At 65.8% G+C, this 19926-nt stretch carries 20 protein-coding genes and 1 pseudogene; 9 read left to right on the top strand and 12 right to left on the bottom strand.

Annotated features, from left to right (window positions below; genetic code table 11):
* The first annotated feature begins 6 nt into the window (after positions 1-6).
* Entirely contained in the window at positions 7-456 is a 450-nt protein-coding gene (locus L2Y96_RS04015) for a hypothetical protein (protein WP_247332678.1), read from the top strand.
* A 293-nt stretch (positions 457-749) separates the two neighbouring features.
* The gene (locus L2Y96_RS04010; RefSeq protein ID WP_247332676.1) at positions 750-1196 is read left to right on the top strand and encodes a hypothetical protein; all 447 of its coding nucleotides are present in this window, start codon (positions 750-752) and stop codon (positions 1194-1196) included.
* 342 nt (positions 1197-1538) lie between these two features.
* Here the strand turns inward: L2Y96_RS04010 and L2Y96_RS04005 are convergent, their stop codons facing one another.
* The 12 genes and pseudogenes from L2Y96_RS04005 to L2Y96_RS03950 all read right to left on the bottom strand — a co-directional run bounded on the left by L2Y96_RS04005 (position 1539) and on the right by L2Y96_RS03950 (position 13895).
* On the bottom strand, positions 1539-2738 hold the full coding sequence (locus L2Y96_RS04005; protein WP_247332675.1) for a glycosyltransferase family 4 protein: 1200 nt from the start codon (positions 2736-2738) through the stop codon (positions 1539-1541).
* The gene (locus tag L2Y96_RS04000) at positions 2735-3859 is read right to left on the bottom strand and encodes a glycosyltransferase family 4 protein (protein ID WP_247332673.1); all 1125 of its coding nucleotides are present in this window, start codon (positions 3857-3859) and stop codon (positions 2735-2737) included. Before L2Y96_RS04000 ends, L2Y96_RS04005 begins: the two co-directional genes overlap by 4 nt.
* 12 nt (positions 3860-3871) lie before the next feature.
* Positions 3872-5377 (bottom strand): B12-binding domain-containing radical SAM protein, encoded by a 1506-nt coding sequence (locus L2Y96_RS03995; protein ID WP_247332671.1) that lies wholly within the window; start codon positions 5375-5377, stop codon positions 3872-3874.
* A 12-nt stretch (positions 5378-5389) separates the two neighbouring features.
* Positions 5390-6094 carry a class I SAM-dependent methyltransferase gene (locus L2Y96_RS03990; protein WP_247332669.1) on the bottom strand — a complete coding sequence of 235 codons (705 nt, stop codon included), beginning with the start codon at positions 6092-6094 and terminating at the stop codon, positions 5390-5392.
* Between the two features lies 1 nt (position 6095).
* Positions 6096-7145, bottom strand: a pseudogene (locus L2Y96_RS03985) (amidohydrolase family protein); the annotation flags it as partial.
* Between the two features lie 155 nt (positions 7146-7300).
* Complete coding sequence (locus L2Y96_RS03980) at positions 7301-8137, bottom strand: class I SAM-dependent methyltransferase (RefSeq protein ID WP_247332661.1); 837 nt, start codon at positions 8135-8137, stop codon at positions 7301-7303.
* A complete protein-coding gene (locus L2Y96_RS03975; RefSeq protein WP_247332659.1) occupies positions 8082-8996 on the bottom strand; it encodes a Wzz/FepE/Etk N-terminal domain-containing protein in 915 nt (304 codons plus the stop codon). The genes L2Y96_RS03980 and L2Y96_RS03975 overlap by 56 nt, the downstream gene beginning before the upstream one ends.
* A 13-nt stretch (positions 8997-9009) precedes the next feature.
* Positions 9010-10149, bottom strand: a complete 1140-nt coding sequence (locus L2Y96_RS03970) for a hypothetical protein (RefSeq protein WP_247332657.1) — start codon at positions 10147-10149, stop codon at positions 9010-9012.
* The gene (locus L2Y96_RS03965) at positions 10146-11069 is read right to left on the bottom strand and encodes a glycosyltransferase (protein ID WP_247332656.1); all 924 of its coding nucleotides are present in this window, start codon (positions 11067-11069) and stop codon (positions 10146-10148) included. The genes L2Y96_RS03970 and L2Y96_RS03965 overlap by 4 nt, the downstream gene beginning before the upstream one ends.
* Entirely contained in the window at positions 11066-12322 is a 1257-nt protein-coding gene (locus L2Y96_RS03960) for an O-antigen translocase (protein ID WP_247332654.1), read from the bottom strand. The genes L2Y96_RS03965 and L2Y96_RS03960 overlap by 4 nt, the downstream gene beginning before the upstream one ends.
* On the bottom strand, positions 12319-13473 hold the full coding sequence (locus L2Y96_RS03955; RefSeq protein WP_247332653.1) for a DegT/DnrJ/EryC1/StrS family aminotransferase: 1155 nt from the start codon (positions 13471-13473) through the stop codon (positions 12319-12321). The genes L2Y96_RS03960 and L2Y96_RS03955 overlap by 4 nt, the downstream gene beginning before the upstream one ends.
* The gene (locus L2Y96_RS03950) at positions 13458-13895 is read right to left on the bottom strand and encodes a sugar 3,4-ketoisomerase (RefSeq protein ID WP_247332651.1); all 438 of its coding nucleotides are present in this window, start codon (positions 13893-13895) and stop codon (positions 13458-13460) included. Before L2Y96_RS03950 ends, L2Y96_RS03955 begins: the two co-directional genes overlap by 16 nt.
* Before the next feature lie 142 nt (positions 13896-14037).
* Here L2Y96_RS03950 and L2Y96_RS03945 point away from each other — a divergent pair, with 142 nt between their 5' ends.
* The 7 genes from L2Y96_RS03945 to L2Y96_RS03915 all read left to right on the top strand — a co-directional run bounded on the left by L2Y96_RS03945 (position 14038) and on the right by L2Y96_RS03915 (position 19836).
* Positions 14038-14601, top strand: coding sequence for a cytochrome b (locus tag L2Y96_RS03945; RefSeq protein WP_425492532.1), 564 nt, complete (start codon positions 14038-14040; stop codon positions 14599-14601).
* 44 nt (positions 14602-14645) lie between these two features.
* Positions 14646-15989, top strand: coding sequence for a cytochrome C (locus L2Y96_RS03940; protein WP_425492615.1), 1344 nt, complete (start codon positions 14646-14648; stop codon positions 15987-15989).
* Between the two features lie 19 nt (positions 15990-16008).
* A complete protein-coding gene (locus tag L2Y96_RS03935; protein ID WP_425492531.1) occupies positions 16009-16410 on the top strand; it encodes a c-type cytochrome in 402 nt (133 codons plus the stop codon).
* Between the two features lie 54 nt (positions 16411-16464).
* A complete protein-coding gene (locus tag L2Y96_RS03930) occupies positions 16465-17226 on the top strand; it encodes a TorF family putative porin (protein ID WP_247332646.1) in 762 nt (253 codons plus the stop codon).
* Positions 17227-17294: 68 nt separating this feature from the next.
* Entirely contained in the window at positions 17295-17873 is a 579-nt protein-coding gene (locus tag L2Y96_RS03925; protein ID WP_247332635.1) for an RNA polymerase sigma factor, read from the top strand.
* Positions 17870-18520: a zf-HC2 domain-containing protein gene (locus L2Y96_RS03920; RefSeq protein WP_247332632.1), complete on the top strand. Its 651-nt coding sequence runs from the start codon at positions 17870-17872 to the stop codon at positions 18518-18520. The genes L2Y96_RS03925 and L2Y96_RS03920 overlap by 4 nt, the downstream gene beginning before the upstream one ends.
* Positions 18517-19836: a S8 family serine peptidase gene (locus L2Y96_RS03915; RefSeq protein WP_247332630.1), complete on the top strand. Its 1320-nt coding sequence runs from the start codon at positions 18517-18519 to the stop codon at positions 19834-19836. The genes L2Y96_RS03920 and L2Y96_RS03915 overlap by 4 nt, the downstream gene beginning before the upstream one ends.
* Positions 19837-19926: the final 90 nt, after the last annotated feature.

Below are 19926 nucleotides of genomic sequence, written 5' to 3'. Positions count from 1 at the left end.
CATCGAATGGAACGCTCAACTGCTTTGCCCCAGCCGAGCCGGATTCTCGGCATTATTTTTCTGGGTATCATTTCCGTGCTCGCTGGAATTCCGCTCTGGGGCATCGCAACTGGAGAATCAAACATACCATATGTTCGTTATTTCGCCGCAGGCGCGGTCATTATTTTTATTACATGGATGTCAATCAAATGGGCGATCACGTTCTCAACGAGATTTTCTGACGACTCCATTGCACAACATCAGTTCTCCTGGCGCTCTTTCCCACCCCTGAAGAGAAAGACAATCTGTTGGGTTGATGTCACCTCGGTAGAGCTCGCTGGAATACTTCTCATAGTAAACGCGCGAGATAGAAAGATCGTCGTCAATTTATCTGCCTATCTACGATCAAACGACGTCACAAAGTTCGTCGATGAACGCTTCTCGGCCGCGAATTCAAACCCGGATCGACCGCATTGACTACTGAAACCACGCGGGTCGAGCTAATCCCGTGTTGGGAGCGTAGCCGACGACACCAAGATGGATCTCACACATACGATAGCCACTGTCTATCCGTTGGTCGTCGCTCCAAACGTCAGCTGTTCGCGGGTTACATCGATCGCGTCGCACGGTAGGCGAAGCGACCTCGGCCGGGATAGTTCTTGTTCTGCCGAACGGCACAGAGCCGAGCATCCTTTAAAGGTCGATCTACCGATTCCGATGTCAGGTATTAACAAAAACGAACGGGCCGGTCGCTAGTGAATATGAGCCACATGAAAGAAGCTGGGCGGACAAACATTTCTCCGAGCAAGATCTCGATGCTGGTAGTGAGCGCATCCAGCCTCGCGTTTCTTGCCGGAGGGTTATGGCTTCACGCCGTAGCGATCACCGCCAAAGCGCCACTGCTTCACGCAATTGGCCTTGTTTGCCTTGGCCTCCCGCTGTCAGCCATCAAGAAGTCAGTGGAGGCTTACTCCGTGGAAATTACAGCCTCCGGAATCAGTCAGCTATCAATTTCCATTCGACACCTAAGGATCATTAAGTTGAAGGTGGTTTGGTCGGACGTCATCCGCGCACAGCGAGACAATGAATACTTCTCTATCTCATCGCGCTCGACGACCTTAAAGATTGACATGACAGAATTCTGGAACGCACGCCTCGTAGAAACGTACATCACAGATCAACTCGGCTCGGCAGGGGTTCTCGTTGAAAGTACGTAGTCGGCTCTTGCAGCCAGACAACCGGCGTCCTTTGACTGAGAGGCTCGCAATGACGCTACCACGGTGGGTAACGGAATAATGAGGAGGGTATGGATCTACACGGCATTCGCCACCCCGTTGTGCTTCGCTAGCTACTGGCTCGAACACAAACTCGGTACGCTCGCACTATTCGCTCTGGCGGTCCCCTATCTCATCTTCTCACGTTGGATAGCGAATCGATCTGGGAGGTGATCCCGTACCTTCTCGACGCCCCCTGTACGAGCGCGCTTGCGCGCAACATCTTTTGCGGAAGAGCTCAGGGCCTGAGCCGTGAGGCGAAAGATGTCGCGCGCAAGCGCGCTCCTACAGAAGATCTGCGTTGGTGGTGGCGGCTTTTTGGGGGCGGGGGCTGGCGTACTGGCGGATGAAGGCGGCAGCTGTGGCGTCGGCGTCCTCTGTTTGGGCGCGGTAGTGGGCGGCCGTCGCGAGGCGTTGGCGTAGGGGTTCGTCGTGGGCGATACGTGCGATCGCGTCGGCGAGGGCGTGGGCGTCGCCCGGTGGCGCGGTGAGTGCCGCGTGGGGTGCCCATTCCACGTAGTGCCCGACAGCGGTGCCTACGGAGGGAACCCCGAGGACGGCGGCTTCGAGTAGGACCAGCGGGCCGGCTTCATGCCGGGACGACATGACGAGCAGGTCGGCATCGGCCAGCAACGGGCGTAGCGCGGACTGCGTGCGGAAGCCGATGAAATGAACGCAGGCGGCGAGGCCGAGGTCTTCCGCCAGCCGCTGGATCCGTCCGTTGAGGGTATCGACGCCCACGACGGTCATGTCGAAGCGCACGCCCTTCCCTTTCAGCAAGGCAAGAGCGTGCAGCAGCGTCGTCTGGTCCTTCACCGGGTTGAGGCTGGCTACGTGGATGAGTTTGATGGCGTCTTGCGTGCGTGGGCGTGGCGCAAGCGGTCGCCAGCGGTCGAGGTCGACGCCCAGCGGAATCCGTGTGGCGTGGATGCCGAGCTTATGCAGCGACTCGAGGATCGGCGTGCTTGCGGCGGTGACGCCACCCGCGCCACGTAGCACCGCGGCTTCGCTTACGCGGCTACGCACACGGCGGCGGCCGCCGTAGCCGATGTCGTTGAGCGCGACCAGTTCGCCGCCTGCGATATGCACGTGGTACGGGATGCGCAGCAAGGTGCCAGCGATGGCGGCGACCTGGCCGCAGGTGCCGGAGAAGAGGGACTGCATGGCATTGAAGGGGGCGGTGCGGTGTTCCTTGAGGATCGCTAAGGTGGTGCGTAGGCGGAGCCAGCCGGTGGGGCGTCTCCACCTCGGAGGTTGATCGCGCGCAAGCGCGCTCCTACCAGGAGCGCTCGGCCAGTGGTCGCCTATGTTGTGGATATGGGCGCCGCGGAGCATCCAGCGGGCGGGCTCCGGTTCCTGGTGGAAGACGAAGACGTGTACCTCGTGTTCGCGGGCCAGGCGTTCGATGAGCGCGAGGAAAGCAGGGATCACGCGCTCTTCGCCGCTGCGATCCACGCCGCCTGGCAGGATGATGCCCAACTTCATGCGCGCACCGGTTCGGCGGATGCGAGCTGCGCATAGGCAGAGGCCCAGCGGCGGCCGAGGGCGCGAAACGAAAGGTGGGACTGGAAATGGTCGCGGATGAGTTCGCGCGGTGAAGGGCTTCGCGCAAGCGAGAGCAGCGCATCCCCGCAGCGCGCGGCGTCGGCCACCGGGTATAGCCGGCCTACGGCGCCATTCCCGGTAAGTTCGCGAAACGACGGAATATCGGTCACGACGGGCGCTGTCCCGCAGGCGAGCGCCTCGAGCAACGCGAAGCCGCAGCTTTCAGCGTGGCTACCGCTGACGTAGATATCCGCCGCCCGCATCCAGGTCTCCACGGCTGCATGCGGTACCGGACCCACCAGCGACACGCGATCGCGGAGAAGGTCGTCGCCATCGACGCGCGCCTGCACGGATTCGCGCAGCGGGGCACTGCCGAAGAGCAGGCAGAGCCGTGCCGCCGGCACCCGAGCCGCAAGGCGCGCAAATCCTTCCAACACGGTTAAAGGATCCTTGTTCTCGTTGAGGTGGCCCACCCAAACCACGAGCGGCGCACCGCTGGCACCGGCAGCCTCTCGTGCGATTTCGCGGCTCCCTGGCGTGAAACGGCAGCTGGACTCGGGGATGGCGAAGACACGCATCGTCGGCGGAAAGAGCCCGGCGACGTCGAAGCGTTGCGCGAGCGACGGTGCGGTGAATGCCACGGCGTCTACGCTACGCAACCAGCGACGCCATGCGGGGCGCCGCCACCACGCCGGCACGCGGTCGGCATGATCCTGCAACACGAGAGGTAACGACGGCATCGCCTGGGCGATCACGTAAGCCTCTTCCGCACAGGCGAGGCTATGGATATGCAGCACGTCCGGCACGCCGGTACGCAACAGCTCGACGACGCGCCGGGCGCGCGCATGCGCTGTCGCGAGACCCCCGACCGGAAAGAAGTGGTAGTCGACGCCGTGGCGGCTGAAGCGTGCTTCGTCGTGCGCAGCTTGCAGCACCGTGACGCGTGCCCCTCCCTCGGCCACGGCTTCGGGAATATCCGCGAGCGAGGGCCAGCGCACGAACAGTTCCGCCGGCGACACGCCAGCGGGCGCGGTGTGCAGGTTGAGCTGGGTGACGCGCACGCCCCACCCCACCTAGATACCGGAGACTTGCGGCAGGCGCAGCTTCACGAGGCGATTGGCCAGGTTCAGCTCCCAAGGCTTGTCGTAACGACGGCGCTGGTAGCGCCAGGCGGCCAACGCGCTCAAGCCACGCTTGGCCCACGTCGGTGAGCGCATGTCCTGCACGGTCGGGAACCGGCAGCGCAGCACGGTGACGAAATCCTGGATATGCCGGCGCAGGTCGTCGGTAAGCCACGGGGCATCCGCATGGCACGCGTAATCGACCCAGCGCTTTTCGGTCCATTCTTCCGGCGAAGACGGAAACACCATCGGCTCACCATTCAGATCCAGCAACGGCATCGACGCGCGCTTGCCACGATCCTTCTCGTGCTTGCTGCTCTCCGGAAGCGGCGTGTAGATGTAAACAATGATTTCAGACGCCGGATTGATCCGCTTCAATTCGCGGATGAACTCGAACGTGTGCTCGGTTTCTTCCTCGGTGTTCTCGGGCGGGGCGACCATGAACGAGAGTTCCGGAATCACGCCGTGACGCCGGCACAGCTCGGCCACTTCGAGCGTCTGGTCCGGGCGCGTGCCCTTGCGGATCTCCTTCAGCATCGCGCCGCTCGGGGATTCCGCCCCGATGTACGCCATCTTCAGCCGGCTCTTGCGCACCAGCTTCCAGCTGCTCTCGGAGAGCTTCAACAGCGCGTCCGAACGCGCATAGCACCACCACGGCATTTCCATCTTCGCCATGACCTCCAGCAACGGCACCATCTCTTCCTCGCGATCGAAGAAGTTGTGGTCGAAGTACTGGATGGAATCCGCGCCGAGTTGATGCTTCAGGTAAGAGAGATCGCGCTCCAGGCGTGCCGCCGCGGGAAGCTGCGTGGTGCCGCCGAACATGGCTGCCACACCGCAGAAGGTGCATCGGAAGCGGCAACCGATCGCCGCCTGGTGCGCGGCGGTACGCCGACCGAGAAAGGTGCGGGCCAGGTAACGGCGGGGGTCGCCCAGCTTGTCGTACGGCAGCACCACGCCCGGGTCGGTGAGATGGAACTTGCGGTTCGGGTTGTGCACGACGTTCCCCTCCGCATCCTTCCATGACATGCCCGCAATGCGCGAGACGTCGCGATCCGGCCGCGCCAGCGCGGCGATGAGGTCAGGCATGGTTTCCTCGCCCTGCCCGCGCACGGCGTAATCCACGTACGGGGCTGATAGCGCGGTATCGGTGTATAGCGTGGGAAAGTAGCCGCCCCAGATGATCGGCAGGTGCGGGAAATGCTCGCGCACCGCCTTCGACACCTCGATGGAAGGCGCCATCTGCGGACCGCCCATGACACTAATACCTACGGCATCCACACGCTGGGTGGCGATGGCGCGCAGCGTGGCATCGACGACATCGCGGTCGACATTGCCATCGACGATCGTGCTCTGGCCGTGGCGATCCAGCGCGGACGACAGGTTCAGCAACGCGAGCGGAAAGCGCGCGCCCTGGCGGGAGGTGATCGTCGGGTTGACCAGCAGGGTATGGGACATGGTGTCGTTCGGTTAATCAGGCAGGCGGCGCAGGCGAAACACCAGCGCTACGGGAACATCCAGCGCCACAGGATCGAAACGGGCGCCCGGCGGGATATCCGCCGGGTCGAGCATGGGCTCGGCGACCGCGTCGATGGCCAGGCCCACGCGGGCGCAGGCCGTATGCCAGTGGCTGTAGTAGTGAGTGGCATGGCGGACGGCATAACGTTGCCCTTCCGCGCGGAAATCGCGCTGCCAGCCCAGCGCGGCACCCACGGGATGGAAGTCGCTGACCACCAGGGTGGCGCCCGGCCGCGTCACCCGGGCGAATTCGCGAAGCACCGGCTCAAGCTGCGGCACGTGGCCCACGGCCAGCCCGCACAACAGCACATCGGCGCTCGCATCCGGCAGCGGCAATGCCGTGAGATCCCCTTGCGCAAGGGCGATGCGCGCCATCGCCGGCGCGTGTTCGAACAGCGCGGTGGCGCGCGCAAGCATCGGCGCCGAGAGGTCGACACCCACCAGGGTGGTGGCACCGCGCGCCATCGCATGGCGTAGATAACGGCCGCTACCGCAGCCAGCATCCACGACGCGCTCGCCATCCAGGCTCGGCGGCATGAGGGCGAGCATCGCGCGCTCTTCCGCATGCATGACCGGGTTGTGCGCCTGCGCGGGGTACGAGGCAGCCCAGAGCGCATAGGCCGGCGCGGGATCGAGCGTGGGGATGGCGGTATCCATCTCAGTGCACCTTGCTTGTCACGCGCTCGAGGCCTGGCTCAAGGGCCATGAGCGCCGGGTCGGCGAGCGCCGCGGCGATGAGCTTGGGGCGGCCGTCGAGCGTGACGGCGATCGATTCCACACCGGTGGCGTCGAACCAGGGAGCAAAGTCGGGGTCGGCGATACAGGGACGGCCGGCACGGACCACGGCGCGGAGGTCGGCGCGGCGGAGGTGGTCGAGGAGCGTGGCGTGGTCGCTAGGGCGACCGCGCGCAAGCGCGCTCCTACAGACGATGAAATCGGCGTGGGCGCCGGGGTTCAGGGTGCCGCGGCCTTCGAGGCGGAAGATGCGGGCGGCGTCGGTGGTGACGAGGCCGAGTAATGTGGATGCCGGGAGTTCATCGCGCTCGCGGATGCCGCAGAGTTCGTCGAGGAGATCGCGGGCACCAGAGAGGCGCGAATCACTGCCTAGCGTCAGGCGGCCCGCCGCGGCGAGCGCGCGCGGGTCGAGCGTCGTGCCCAGCAGGTTGCGGTTGCTTGATGGGCACCAGACCACGGCGGCGCCGCGGTCGATCACGCGCGCGACGCCGGAAGCATCCAGCCCCACGGCGTGAACGAGCACGCTGTTCGCGCCGAGGCAGCCCATCGCATCCAGTACATCGAGTTCGCCGTGCGCGACGGCGTCGCTGCCCTCGGCCAGGTGGATGATCCACGGCGCGTCCGCAGGCGTGGCGGCGTAGCTCTCACGCACCGGTGGGCCGAAGGCCGGACCACCCAGTGCGTAGCTCCACCCGTGGTCCCGCAGCAGCGCGACAGGGAAATCCGGGGTGTCCAGCTCCGCGTGCCATGGATCGTGATGAACGACGCAGGTCGTGCCGGCCAACAGGTTCTTCAACGCACCGTGGCGCATCCGTAGAGCCTTCGGCACCGCGAGCGCGGCCTGCACGTCAGGCGCGTCGAAGTGTGCCTGGAACGCATCGATCCAGGCGTAGCTGTTCGGGAATACCTGCCCGCCGGGCAAGGGTGGCACGCCATTCACCTGCAGGTGCTCGTGCCCGTTGATAAAGGCAGGCACCACCACGTGGCCACGCAGGTCGATCTCCACGGCGCGGCGTGGCGGCCGGTCCGCGAAGTACGCCCCATCGATCGCGGGCGCATGTGGATGCAGCCCACGGGACGTCAACGCCATCGCGCCGCGTAGTACCGCACCCGTGGCATGCCGCCCGCTCAACGGCGGTGCATCACGATCAGGAAGTGGTCGCCCATGTCGCGTAGCAGCGGCAAGCCACCCCAACGATCATCCGCGCGACCCAGGCGTTCGTAGAACGCAGGCCGCCGGCGCACGCGATCCACCATGTACGGCGGCGGCAGGAACAGGCTGAGCGCACGATAGCGGCTCAGCGTGAAGTGCTCGGAGAACGCCGCGTAAAATTCGCGTGGCAGGTAGTACCACGTCCAGATCGTGTGTTTGTTCATCCCCACCGGGGTAACCCCACGCGCACCGCGCACGAGCGCGCGGCGGAAGCGGCCGCGCATGGCGTAATGGCCTACTTCCCACGGGACGATCCGGCCCATCACCGAGAACACCAGCGACCCACCGGGACGTACCAGGCGCGCGCATTCGGCAGCTACGCGGCGCAGGTCGGGCGCGCAGTTCAATGGACCGAAGTTCGAATAGATGCCGTCGAACTCGCCCTCGATCTGGTCGAGTTCCTGGATACCGACGTGTACGGCGTTGAGTCGCGCGGAGACACCTGCCGCTTCGGCACGCTCACGCGCGCGCTCCACCATCCGTGGCGACCAGTCGCTCGCCGTCACCTGGAAACGGCTGCGGGCAAACTCCACCGCATCAATGCCGGTACCGCAGCCGAGATCGAGCAGGCGCGACCCCGCCGGGAGTTCCTCGCGCACCGTCGACCACAAGGTCTGGCGCATACGCTGGATCAGTTCGTTGTTTCCACGTGGGCCGTCGTAGTCAGCGGCCACGCTATCGAAGGCTAGCTGGGTTTCATGCAGGCGTATGTCGAGCGGCGTCCGCGCTGCCGTGTCGTGCCTCGTAGTCATCGCGTTCTCCGCCGTACGGGTTATCTGCCCAGTGAGTGCCCTCTGCGGGCCCGGCGGTTGAACGGCGGCGTGCATCCGCAGCGATCGACACCAGCACGCCTGCCAACAGGCCACCCAGTACGCCCAGGCCTGCGACCAGCGGGATCATCGGCACCACGGGCGCCTCCGAAACCTGCACCGGCCAGGGCATGGAGGTGTCGAAGGTGTAGTTGCCTTCCAGCCGTGTACGGATCTCACCGCGGGCCTGCTGCAGGTCACGGATGCCTGCGTCGGTGCCGGCTAGCGAGAAGCTGGCAAGCGCGCCATCGCCATGCCCGACACCCAGCTCACCGCGCAGACGCTCACGGTCAGCCAGCGCCGCGTCCAGCTCGCCGTCGATTTCCTGCAAGCGCTTTTGCGCCGTGGCTAGTGGAACGACACCGAGCGACTTGTGGATCCCACGCAGATGATCCACGGTGGCGATCGCCAGCTGGCGCGCATCGCCGGGGGAATAAGCACGCACGGTGATGTGCATGAGGTTGGCGTAGGGCTGGGCCTCGAGCTTCATGCTGCCCCGGTACAAGCGGGCTTCAGGGCTCTTCAGGGGAATACCGATGCCAGCGAGCACTTCGTTCTTGAAGCCATTCGTCTTCAGCCGCTCCATCACGCGGATCAGCGATTCAAGCTTCGGGTCCTGTCCCACGGGTGCCGTGCCGTTCTGCCCCACCTGCACCCAGGCATCCACTTCCCACTGACGCTTCGCCGTGGCGAGGTAGCCCACGACGAGCGCAAGCACGATCACGAAGACGCCAAGGAACCACCAGCGTTGCCTGCTCAGCAGCCGCCACATGTCGATAAGGTAGATCTCGTCCTGTTGCATGGGGATATCGTCGTCAGTGAGTGAGGGTAAGGTCGTGCGGTTCGGCCCGTGCCCGCGAGGGCAGCCAGGCCGCGACCACCTGCAGGACAAGGCACAGCCCGAGGAAGCCGAAGTTCATCCAGATGAACGCCTGGGGCGCGAACGGCGCCATCACGCAGACGTAGGCCATGCGCAGGAAGACCAGCAGGGCGAACAGCGAGTGGGATCGCGTGAACCGGCGTACGCTCCAGCACATCAGCGCATAGAGCACGGCCATCGCCGCGAGCGCGCCGCCGGGGCCCCAGGCCACGAGGAATGGCATGAATTCGCTGCCGACGTTGACGTTGGAGGCATCCAGCGGCAGCAGCACGGTCGCCGCGGCACCTGCCCCCGGCACCATCTGGGCGAGCAGGATGTCGGCATTCTGGAAGCCCTTCGCCATCATGGAAGCGAAGTTGTAGGGGCCCGCGCTGATATACAGGAGCAACCATTGAATCCCGGCTGGCGCGGCGCGGTAGACCTTGCCGAATGGCAGGTCGACGGTATCGACGGAGCCGGAACGCAGGATGCCGAGGAGCGAAAATGCCGTGGCGCCAGCCAGACCAAGGACCAGCATGGAACGCCATGGCAGCGGCCGCTTCGGATCGCGGCGGAACATCGTCACCATGGCCAGCCCAATGACCGCGGCGAACAGACGGTTACGGTCCACGACGAGGATGGGAAAGGCGAATCCCGCAAGGATGAGCGCATAGCGAAGCGGCCGGTGGTGCGTGCAGAGCATGCCGACGACGGGAAGGATCCAGCACATATCGGCGATGCGCCGAATGTGTTCGTGGCCGCCTTCCATCGTGGCGTACAGCGAAGGATCGTGGATCAGCGCCACCGGAAACAGCGTGACATCAAGCAGGCAGAAGCCCAGCACGCCCATGGCGAGCGCGAGCGCCACGAAGCCCTCACGCGTCCCCGCATAGTCGACCGCGACGGCACCCGCCCATGCGGGCAACCGGTCGGTGCCAAAGGCATCGGCGATCAAGGAGCCGGTCGCGCCGAGCGCGAGCGACACCAACCCATCGCCATAGCCTGCGGGCAAGTCATAGATGGCCGCCGTCACCGCGCACGCGACCAGCATCGGCCACGCGATGTACGTGGAAGGCAGCCGGAGCAAGCGTCTCATGCGCGTTCCGCATGGGGGTGGACGGCCACCGGCCGGACCGCTGCCCAGGCTCGCAACAACGCATAGCAGGCGAGCCGCAGCGCGACGGTGGCGAGTTTGCCCTGGAGGTAGGCCACCTTCGCACCGATGTAATGCACCTGCGCGCGCAGCAAGGTGCGCGAGGGTTCATCGAACAAGACCATCCGCTGGATGGCGACCTGGCGCGATTCCTCGAGATTCACGATGCGCGTGGCGCGGTGTCGCGTCTTGCTGAAGTTCGCGCCATGCAGCCGGTAGGCACATACCGGCACGTCGATGAAACCCAGCGCATCGTGCGCAGCCAGGCGCAGGAACAGATCCCAGTCATCGATGCGCAGGCCTTCGGTCCAGCGTGCGACCGTTTCCAGGGCGGTGCGGCGCAGCAGCGTGACAGGACCGCCTACGGCCCAATGGGTAATCACCGCACGGCGGATACCCTGGTCCGTGGCGTACTGCCGCTTGTCCGCATGGTGAAGCTCGGTCATCCCGCTCGCATGCAGGCGGTGCCCGTCGCGATCGACCACGATGGAATCGCCAATGACGGCTCCCTTGTGCGGGTGCGCCAGGAGGTACGCCATCTGCGCATCCAGCCCGCCAGGCAACAGGTAATCATCACTCGCGCCCAGGCGGTAGAACTCACCATGCGCACGCGCCGCCAGCTCGTTGAGCGTGGCCGTGATGCCCTTGTGCTCGCGCTGGGCGAACTCAATGCTGATCTCATGGCCATGCCGGTCGATCCACGCGAGGATCCGCTCACTGGTCTTGTCGGTGGAGCCGTCATCGATGATGACGATCTCCTTGGCCGGATAGCCATCCTCCAGCACGCTGTCGAGACAGCGCTCCACGAAGGCTTCGTGGTTATAGGCGGGGATGAGGATGGATACGAGTGGCGGCGTCCTCATGCAGGCAGCCCTCCGAGATAACGTCGCGCGACGATCAGGTTGAAAACAAGGTAGGCGAGATAATTCAGCGCAAACGCGATCATCGCGCCCGGCAGTCCGTAAGCCGCCGTGGCCACGTAGACCAGGCCGAGGTAACTCATGGCGAAGACGCACTCGGACACGATGTAAAGCCCCGTCATCGCCTTGGCCAGCATGATGTACGACAGTACGAACGCCGCGATCTTCATCACGTCGCCCACGAGCTGGGCCGCGTAAAGGTCATTCGCCGGACCGAAGTCGGCACTGAAAAGGAGCCCGGTGATCCAGGCGCGAAGCAGGTAAACCAGTAGCGCGCTCACAACCACCGCGGGGAGCAGCACGCGCGCCGCGGCTTTCAGCTCATCCATCAGCGCGGTGCGATCATGCGTGGAGGCGAGCCGCGGCAGGTAATAGATGTTGATCGCGGTGACGAAGAACAGCAGGTAGGCATCGGAAACGCGCGTCACCGCCTGCCAGTAACCCACGTGATCCCAGCCGAAGTTCGCCGCGAGGTGGTCGCGCACGGCGATGTTCACCAGCGGCGAGAGCAATGCCGAGGCGAGACTCATGGCCGAGAAAGCGGCGAGCCGTTTCACCATGGCCGCATCGAAGCGCATGCGCAGCATGCCGGTACGGAAATACGGGCTACGCCACCATGCGGGCAATCCGACGACCAGCCAGAGCAACTGCCCGGCCACAACGGCGAGCAACACGCCATACAGCGCCAGCCAGTGTGCCAGCCACAGCGCCATCACGACGCTCAGGAACGAACCCAGCACCTGTACCAGCGCCAGCCGGCGCACGTCCATGAACCCGTTGATCACGGCGAGGATGTAGTTGGCCAGCGCGATGCCAAACTGCGCGCACGCCAGGAGACGTACCAGGCTGGCGTACGCCGGATCACCCAGCAGGGCGACCGCCAGCGGCCGGGAAAAGCACAGGGCCGCGACCGCCATGATGCATGACGCGACCATCGCGTAGCCGAGGGCGGACGCGAGCAGGCGTGAAAGCCGCTCCGGGTCGTCACGGTACTCGGCCACGTATTTCACGACGCCAGCGCTGATACCGCCACCCGCAAGCACCGCAAGAATGGAGACGAGGCTCATGAACTGACCCAGCCGACCGACGCCAGCCGGCCCGGCGGTTGCAGCAACCAGCTTGACCAGGACGAGAGCCGCACCCAGCCGTGCCGCCGTACCCAACGCCGACCATGCACCCGCCCGCACGATATTCATGCGGACTGCTCCGGGAACGTGTTGCAGGCATCGATCACCTGCTGTACCTGCGCATCGGTGAGCACCGGGCTCATGGGCAGGCTCAACACCTCGCGATGCATCTGCTCGGTCAGGGGCAGGGAGCGATGGGCCAGTTCGGCGTAAGCCGCCTGGTGATGCGGCGGCACGGGGTAATGCACCTGGCTCTGGACACCCTGGTCACGCAGGTGCGCCTGCAGCGCATCGCGTGCCGCACAGCGCACAACAAAGAGGTGCCACGCGTGGGCTTCCCCGGGCACAAGCTCAGGCAAGGCAATGCCTGGGTGCACGATCCCCTGCTGGTAGTGCCGGGCGATCTCGCGCCGGCGGTTCGTGTCCGCATCGACATGAGGCAGCTTCACCCGCAGCAGCGCGGCCTGGAGTTCGTCGAGGCGGGAATTGACGCCGCGCATCGGGTGGTCGTATTTCACCTCGGAGCCGTAGTTACGCAAGGCCGTGACATACGCCGCAAGCTGGTCGTCATCGGTGACCACCGCCCCGGCATCACCCAACGCGCCAAGGTTCTTGCCGGGATAGAAACTGAACGCCGCGGCATGACCAAACGCGCCGGCACGCACACCGTGTTCGCGCGCGCCGTGTGCCTGCGCCGCATCCTCGAGCAGGAGCAGGCCGCGGCGGCCAGCGATCTCGCCCAGTGCGGCCATGTCGGCCAGGCGGCCGTAGAGGTGTACCGGCATGATCACCCGCGTTCGCGGCCCCACGGCCGCATCCACGCGTGCCGGATCGAGCGTGAACGTCACGGGATCGGGCTCCACGGGTACCGGCTGCAAGCCATTCGCACTGATGGCAAGGAAACTGGCGATGAACGTGTTCGCCGGAACGATCACCTCGTCACCTTCGACGAGCTCGCCCATCTCACGCCACGCACGCAGGACGAGCGCCAGCGCATCCAGCCCGTTGCCCGTGCCCACCGCGTGACGCGTGCCGCAGTACGCGGCGAATTCGGTCTCGAAGGCCGCGACCTCGTCCCCAAGCACATAGCGCCCCGAGTCGATCACGCGTGCCGCTGCGGCCTTTAGCTGGTCGGCGTAACGTGCGTTCACCTCGCGCAGGCTGAGGAACGGCACATCCTCCCGGCTGACCGGGCTGAGCATGTTCAGCGCCGTGGCCATGCACCGGCGACCTCGTGACGGGCTGGCGACTGGACCTCGCGCAGGAACTGCTCGTAGTCCCCGATGTAATCGGTCGGGTCGTACCACTGGTCGGCCAGCACCATCACAACGCAGTCTTCGCTGAAGTGATGCAGCTCGCGCCAGACCATGGGACCGATCAGGACGCCACTGGTCGGATCGTCGAGCGTCACCTCGGCGGGGCCGGTCCCGTCATCCAGCAGGAAGGTCACCGAGCCGCGCACGGCGACAGCAAGCTGCGTGAGCGAACGGTGCGCATGCTGGCCACGCCGGACGGCGTCCTGGGTGGCAAAGATGTAGTACACGCGGCGGATCTCGAACGGCACATCCCGCGCGCCTTCAAGGGCGACGAGCATGCCTCGGCTGTCGCCGTGGGTCTGGAACGGTATACGAGCAATATCCATGGCGAATCCCGGCGTGCCGCGGTGGTCATGGATGAGTGCGGGCCATCCCTGAAAAAGGTTGCGCAGGGGAGGGGCGCAACCTTTCGGCACCCGCCCGGGCACTCATGGTCACGCGTCGCCCGGCTGGCGGGCGCCCTGGGGAATGCCCTGCATGGCCTGGAACACCCAAGACGATCGTCCGGTAGCGTGGCCGCGCTCTTTGCGCGTGCTGCACTGGCTCACCGTACTGTGCGTCATCGGCGCCGCCGCGCTGATTCTGCTCCGCGATGAAGTGTCGGGCCGCGCGCTGCGCATGTGGCTGCTGGAAGGCCACCGCCATTTCGGCCTGCTGGTGCTTGTCCTGTTCGTCGTCCGCGTCGTCCTGCGCCTGCGTACCGCGCGGCTACCGCCCAGCCCCATGCCGCGCGTGATGCATATCGCCGCCGTGGCAACCCATGTGGCGCTTTACCTGTTGCTGCTGGCGATGCCCCTGATTGGCTGGGCGATGAGCGGCGCCGGCGACCACGACGTCCACTTCTTCGGCCTGACCCTGCCGCGCCTGCTCGCGCCGGACGACGACCTGGCAGATCGCCTGGAGGCCCTGCATATCGACGCCGCGTGGGCCCTGCTCGGCCTGGTCTGCCTGCATATCGGCGCCGCGCTCTTCCATCACTTTGGCCGTCGCGACGGCTTGCTGCACCGGATGTGGCCACGCAAGGGCGCCTGAGCGCCTGCCGCCACCTTAACCCCAAGGAGTTCCATCCCATGCCACTGTTACCGTTCCGACGTCGACCGCGCGCCTCCGGCCACGCCGCGTGGTGTGCGGCTCTTATGCTCGTCTTGTCGTTCGTGAGCCACACCGCGCAGGCGATCCCCGCGTACGCGCGGCAGACCGGCTCGGCATGCGCCGATTGCCACGCTGGCGCCTATGGCCCGGCGCTCACGCCCTACGGCATGCGCTTCAAGATGAACGGCTATACGGATACCGACGGCCAGGGCACCAAGATCCCTGTCGCGGTGCAGCTCACCGAAAGCCATGTGAATCCGAAGACCGGCCCGAGCGATACCACGCTCAGCGAAGGCGATCTTTATCTCGCGGGCCGCCTGACCGACAACATCGGCGGCTACGTCAAAGTGGAAGCGGATCACACCGGCCACAACACGTACAACACGCGGCTCAGCAATGTCGACCTGCGCTATGTCGCGAAGGAACTGAAGATCGCCGGGAAGGACACGATCGTCGGTGTCACCGTGAACAACAGCCCGGGCTTCACTGACCCGCTTAGCGTGCTCCCCAATGCGTCATTCCTGGCACCAGGTGGTGCCACGGGCACCCTGCTGAGCCCCGGCGCGCCCAACACGCTCACGAATCGCGTGATCGGCGCGAGCGTGTACGCCCTGTACGACAAGAACTGGTACGCCGAAGCCGGCACCTACCGCTCGTTCCAACGCGGCACGCAGGATGATCTCGGCTATTCGCTGGGCGGCGACCCCGGCAAGCTCAGTGGCACCGGTTATTTCCGCTTCGCGTACATGAAGGACATGCGCACGCAGTTCTTCTCGGCCGGCGTGGTGGGGCTGACCACGAAGCGCGAGCTGCCGCGCGGCGCACCGAAGGACAACATCAACGACTTCGGTTACGACCTGACCTACCAGTACCTCGGCAACCGCGAGCACATCGTGCAAGCGAGCTACGTGAACATCTACGAGCGCCGCAAGTACGGCCAGGCCCTGCTCAACCCGCTCGTACCCGGCTCGCTCGCGTCGAACCGTGGCTCGGCACGCGACCAGGTCGGCTCGGTCACCTACACGTTCAAGCAGACGTACGGCATCCAGGTCTCGCAGCTGAAGAGCACCGGCGATAACGACAACGTGCGCTTCCCGCCATTCGGTAACCCGGATAGCACCATCAATCTCTTTACGCTGTTCTGGGCGCCGTTCGGCAAGGACGATAGCTGGATCACCAAGGGCAACCTGAAGCTGGCCGCCACGTGGTTCCGCGTCACCCGCTTCAACGGCCGCAGCTCCAACGTGTTCGGTGCGCCACCGGGCGTGCGCGGCACCAATGCGTCCGACCTCAACGCTTTCACGCTCTCCGCGAGCATCGCCTTCTAGCCATGCAGGAAACCGACGAGTGACTCCCCCACACCTCCCCACCCTGCCCGCGCGCCTGATCGCCGCGGGCCTCCTCACCGGCTGGTTGCTGGCTCCCCTGCCCGCCACCGCCGGTGATGCCAAGGCAGGCCAGGACGTCTTCAAATCCGAATGCGCCGAATGCCATAGCGTCGCCGAGGGCCGCAACAAGAAGGGTCCCAGCCTGTTTGGCATCGTGGGCCGGAAATCCGGCAGCCTCCCCGACTACAGCTATTCCGATGCCCTGAAGAACATCGGCTGGACGTGGACGCCGGAACAGTTGCATACGTATCTATCGCAGCCTGCCAAACAGGCGAATCCCGGCACCAAGATGAAATACGATGGCCTCGACAACGCAAAGGACCTCGACGACCTGTTGTCTTACCTGGCCACGCTGCACTAAGGAAGGAACGAGCGCGGCGCCGGTGCGAAGGCGTGCGATGCGCAAGACGAACTGATGCCAGACAACCTGCCCTCCCACGAGCCAGGCACGGCCGAGGCCCGCCGCGACGTCGCCACGCCGCGACGCCGGCTGGCCGTGCTCGTGGCGCTTTCCGCGGCAGGCGCCCTGCCCGCGCATGCCGGCGACTGGACCGGCACCGTGGCCGTAAGCTCGCAACTGGTGGATCGCGGCGTCGCCGTGACCCCGCCGGCGCCCATCGCGCAGGGTGCGGTCAGTTGGGTGTCGCGCAATGGCTGGTCGCTGGGCGTTTCCGCCAGCTACCAGACCCGTGACCCGGGCCGGCTGGCGGAGACCCTGGCCCAGGTGGCGAAGTCCTGGACCCTTTCCGACGACTGGCAGGTCCAGGCCGGCCTCCTCGATTACCGCTACCCCGGCGGTGGCACCGGCGTACGCACCTACGACCGCACCGAGCTCGGCGCCAGCCTGATCTGGCGCGACGTGCTCACGGCCAGCGTCTCGGCCATCAAGCTCGCCCACCGCAGTGGCGGCCTGCGTGGCGCCGCCGATCTCGGCTTTCGCTGGCCATTGGCGTGGCATGTCTCAGCCACCGGTGGGATCGGCCTGGCCCAGTACCTGGCCCCGCTCAGCCAGTACTATCCCAACCGCCCCAACCGCTACAGCTACGGCCATGGCGGGCTGGTCTGGCAGGCGGATGGCTGGCGTGTCGAGCTGATCCATGTGTTCACGAACCGCGAGCGAAACCGCGGGGAACAGCGGGTTTCCCCCTGGACGGCCACGGTAGCGCTAACCTTCTGAGGCCATGGCAACCATTGGCGCCTTCGAGCGCACTTACGGTCCAGGCAACCGAACGTAACACCCAGACCATGCCCCAGGCCGATACCGACGCCCAAGATCGCCAGCTGCTGCAGCGGATGTCCGCAGGAGACCGCGCGGCCCTTTCGGTGATGTACCGCGGCTACCACGGCCGGCTCACCCGGTTCCTGGCCCGCCTGACCCGCCGCCCCGACATCATCGAAGAAGTGATCAACGACTGCTTCTGGATCGTCTGGCAGAAGGCGGCGAGCTTCCAGGGTGAATCCCGGGTCTCCACCTGGATCATGGGCATCGCCTACCGTTGCGGCCTCAAATCCCTGCGCCAGCACGGCAGCGAGCCAGTGGATGAGGATAGCGTCCCCGAGGAGCGTGTTCCCTCGCACGATCCCGGTGACGACCGTGAGCTGCGCGACTGGCTGGGCCGGGGCATGGAGCGCCTTTCGGCCGACCAGCGCGTAGTGGTGGAACTGGTTTACGGGATCGGGCATTCACTCGATGACGTGGCGGCGATCATGCAATGCCCCGTCGGTACCGTGAAGGCACGCCTTTTCCACGCGCGCGTGAAGCTGCGCAACGTACTACCGGGCCTGGCGGGTGAAGCCGCCATGTCCAAGGAGAAACTGCCATGACCCGCCCCACCCCAGCCGGCAGGGACTGTGCCCGCGCCTGGGAAGCGATGCCCTGGATCCTCCAGGCCACCGCCAGCCGCGAACAGGAAGCCTGGCTCAACAGCCACCTGGCCACCTGCGACAACTGCAGCGCCGAGTTCGAGCAGCAGCAGAAGCTCGCTCGCGCCGTGCAGCTGCCGCCCGAACTTGAACTCGATGCCGAACAGGGCCTGCAACGCCTGTTCGCGCGCCTCGATGTCGATGACCCGCAGCAGGCCGCGCCACCCGAGCGCCCCGCCAGCCACGGCTGGCTGCTGCGCAGCCTGGCTGCGGCCGTGGTGTTGCAGGCCATCGGCCTCGGTGCGCTGGGCCTGAAATTGTGGGCGACGCCGGAGCACGCCGCGCCGGCCGCCTACCGCACGCTCAGTAACGATGCACCGGCCGCGCCGGCCGGCGCGATCCACGTGGTGCCGGACAAGAGCATGAACATGTCGGCATGGAATGCACTGCTCCAGGCGCAGCACCTGCGCGTGGTGGATGGCCCGAACGGCGTGGGCGCCTTCACCGTCGTGTCTGAAGATGCATCGATCACGGCGAAGCAGGCCTCCGATCGTCTGCGTACCAGCGCCGGCATCCGCTTCGCCGAGCCGGTCACCGGGACGCCATGAAGAAAAGCGTGCTCCTGTTGATGCTGGGCGCGGCGGCACTCGCGGGCTGCGCCAGCACCCGGCCCGCCGGCGCGGCGTCGACCACGCCCACGCAGGCGGCAGCGCAGGATCCGGCCACGGTGGCCGCCAGCATGGATAGCTCGCGCGATATCGTGCTGGCCGTGTCCAATCCCCTGGAACCGGCGGCGACGCACGCGGGCTCCAGCTTGCTTGGCTACGCACCCGCGCCGAATTACGGTGCCGGGCAGCGTGCGCGTTCCCTCCTCTCCGACCTGCGCCACCAGTACGGGTGGAACGAAGTGGGTGGTTGGCCGATCCGCGCGCTCGGCGTGTACTGCATCGTGCTGCGCCCGCCGGCAGGCATGGATCGCGATACGCTGATCGCTGCGCTCTCGAAAGACCAGCGCGTGGAGCTTGCCCAGCCGCTGCAGGAATACGCGGTGTATTCGTCGCCACCGCAAGCGCAAACGACCGACGAAGAACACTACAACGACCCGTACACCGATCTGCAGCGTGGTTTCGTTGAAACGCACGCGGCGGAAGCGCACGCGGTAACCCAGGGCGATGGCGTGCAGGTAGCCGTCGTCGACACGGGCGTCGATACCTCGCACCCCGATCTGAAGGGCCATCTCGCCGGGATTCGCGACGAAGTTTCCGACAACGACAAGGCCTTTGGCACCGACCGCCACGGCACGGAAGTCGCGGGCATCATCGCGGCGGTTGGCAACAACCACCAGGGCATGGTGGGCATGGCGCCGAAGGCGAGTGTCAGCGTCTACAAGGCCTGCTGGTACGCCGATGGCAGCAACGCTGCGCGCTGCAATTCCTTCACGCTGGCCAAGGCGCTCGCGGCGGTGAACGACACCGATGCGCGCATCGTGAACCTCAGCCTCGGCGGCCCCGCTGATCCGCTGTTAGGCCGTTTGCTTGCGCAGCTACTATCGCAGGGCCGCATTGTCATCGCCGCCCTGCCGCCGGATGGCAAGGTGGGTGGCTTTCCGGACAGCGCACCCGGCGTCATCGTGGTCCGCAGCAGCGCCAACGGACCCGCGCCACCGGGCGTGGTGAGCGCGCCCGGCAACGACATCCTCACCACCCAGCCGGGCGGCGGCTACGACTTCACCTCCGGCTCCTCGATGGCCACGGCCCACGTCAGCGGGATCGTGGCCTTGCTGCTTTCGGTCGCCCCGGGCCTGGACGCCAACGGCGTCCGCGACATCCTGCTACGCACCAGCGCCCCGACCAACGGTCTGGTCCAGGTCGACGCGGCCGCCGCCGTAGACGCCATCCCCAAAAAATCCCTGGCCAAGCGCTGAGGCCCTTGCAGGAGCGCGCTTGCGCGCGATCCAGGGCCGCCGCAAGCCCCCATCGCGCGCAAGCGCGCTCTTACGGGGGTAAAATGGCCG

It is taken from the genome of Luteibacter aegosomaticola (genome assembly GCF_023078475.1).
GTDB classification, from domain to species: Bacteria; Pseudomonadota; Gammaproteobacteria; order Xanthomonadales; family Rhodanobacteraceae; genus Luteibacter; species Luteibacter aegosomaticola.
Note: the sequence above shows the minus strand (reverse complement) of the source record. Positions and strands in the feature narration are given on the sequence as shown.